The following is a 2171-nucleotide window of genomic DNA, read 5'->3' on the forward strand; positions in this document are numbered from 1 at the left end:
GTGAGGTCGGCATGGGGCGCGGTGTCGGTCTTCCGGCCGGCCCGTTTCCCCATGCCGCCTCCCGAACCGGACGTGCCCGTTTCCGAGCATCCGGCTCTCCACAGGTTCCTGTCGATGTCAGGTGTTAGCGTTGTGCGTTGCCCAGCGGGTTGGGATCTTACCCCGGTATCGATAGCGGCTGACCGTGATCGATGCCGGGTTGAATAGGGTGATCCCGTCGGCGGTGGGTACCCATCCGGGCATGAACCGCCGCCGTAGGGCCTTCCACGACAGTCCGGGGTGTCGTTTGCGGATCCAGTACGCTACCCGCCGCCAGGTAAAGTGGCCGAGGTAGTTGAAGGTCGCTTTCGACACTCCATGTTTGAAGTAGTTGGCCCACCCTCTGGTCGTGGCGTTAACCCGCCGCAGGAGTCCGGCAAGGTCGTGTGACGCGTTGCGGCGCGTCAGAGTCCGCACCTTGACCGTTACCGCCCTCAGGGCTTTCTTGGCCGGGTAGGTGTAGACATACGATCTGTTCGTGCCTCGCTTTCGGTGCCGCTGGATGCGGAATCCGAGGAAGTCGAAGCCCTCGTCGATATGAACCACCGCGGTCTTGGTCGGTGATAGGCGCAGGCCCATGGGTGCCAAGACCGTGGCGACTTCTTCGCGGAGTTGTTCGGCGTTCTCGCGGGTGCCCGTGACGAGGATGACGAAGTCATCGGCGTATCGGACCAACCGCCAGTTCGGCAGCCCTTTGAGACGTCGTTTCTGCCGCCGTGATTCGGTCGACATTGCCGCTGTCTGCCAATACCCGTGTATGTGATCATCGAGTATGGACAGGGCGATGTTGGCCAGCAGTGGTGAGAGAATGCCTCCCTGCGGCGTGCCGGTGATCGTTGCTTCCCGGTCGCCGGTCTCGGTGAGGACCCCGGCTTTGAGGAAGGCTTTCACTAACGCCAGGACACGTTTGTCTCCAACCCGTTTACGCACCCGGTCCATCAGGGCCGTGTGGTCAATCGAATCGAAACACGCCTCGATGTCTGCCTCCAACACCCACTCGTAGGCGCGGGAGGTGAACAGATGAATCTCGGCGATCGCGTCCTGGGCGCGTCGACCAGGCCGGAAGCCATATGAGCACGGATGGAAGTCCGCCTCGAAGATCGGCTCCAGAACAAGCTTCAGCGCCGCCTGCACCACCCGGTCGATGATGGTCGGGATACCCAGCCGGCGTTTCTTCCCACCCGGTTTCGGGATCAACCGCTCCCGCACCGGACGGGGCCGGAACTGCCCCGAACGCACCACCTCCCGAATCCTGCTCAGGAAGGGTTCCACCCCGTAGTACACCTCGACGTGGCGGGCGGACCAGCCGTCCACCCCCGCCGCGCGTCCTCCGGTGTTACCACTGACTCGACCCCACGCCACCGCAAGGAACGCGGGATCAACAACAAGATTGAACAAATCATCGAACCTGCCAGACGACTCCTGCGCCGCCCATCGATGCAGTTTGGCCTGAATCTCCAGTACCCGCGACACGGCATCTTCGGACACCATCCACGGACCGTCGGTCTTCACCAACGTGTCTCCTGGCATGACAAACTCCTCTCTGCACGTAACCTGCTGTCCGCCTTCGCCATGTAGTCGGCTTTCCCGACCTCGGACTACTACGCGGACTCCGCCCCATCTGATGCCCCGGCCGGCAACGAGCCCTCCCATCTCCACCCCCACTGGCCGTGAAAGCGGCGAGTCCACACCAGATGGTTCCCACGTTCACTACCGATCGATTGACGCGTGAGGCGCCCGACTCTGCTCCTGCGGCCCTCGACGCGGGTACGCCGTGGACTTCCCCGCGCCCACCCGGCTGAGCGGTTACGAACCCACCCGGATGACTCCTTCAACAGCTACACATCAAAGAAGCCTGACCGCTGACCGACCCCTATCCACCAGATTTGAGTCGGCGTAATCGCTTAAGGAGCTTTACCGCCGGTTTCTTCACGTACACCTTCGCGTCTCGCTTGCCGAACCCGAACCGTCTGGCAGTCCCAGCCCGTTCCGGCTTTGTCAGGGCTGCTTCCCACCCAATCCCCGCATTCCCAAGGATCAGACTGCCCTCAGCTTCGATGCCCTACCACGACAGGACATCGGTGCAGGTCTCCCACCTCCACTCGATCGAATAGCGCCTCGTGGCGCACGTA

General features: G+C 62.6%; 1 protein-coding gene. It reads right to left on the reverse strand.

Features of this window, described 5'->3' with window-relative positions; all coding sequences use genetic code 11:
* Positions 1-117: 117 nt before the first annotated feature.
* Entirely contained in the window at positions 118-1551 is a 1434-nt protein-coding gene (ltrA, locus tag ACGFIW_RS33720) for a group II intron reverse transcriptase/maturase (RefSeq protein ID WP_393324601.1), read from the reverse strand.
* Positions 1552-2171: the final 620 nt, after the last annotated feature.

This window comes from Micromonospora sp. NPDC048935, from assembly GCF_043197875.1.
Lineage (GTDB): Bacteria > Actinomycetota > Actinomycetes > Mycobacteriales > Micromonosporaceae > Micromonospora.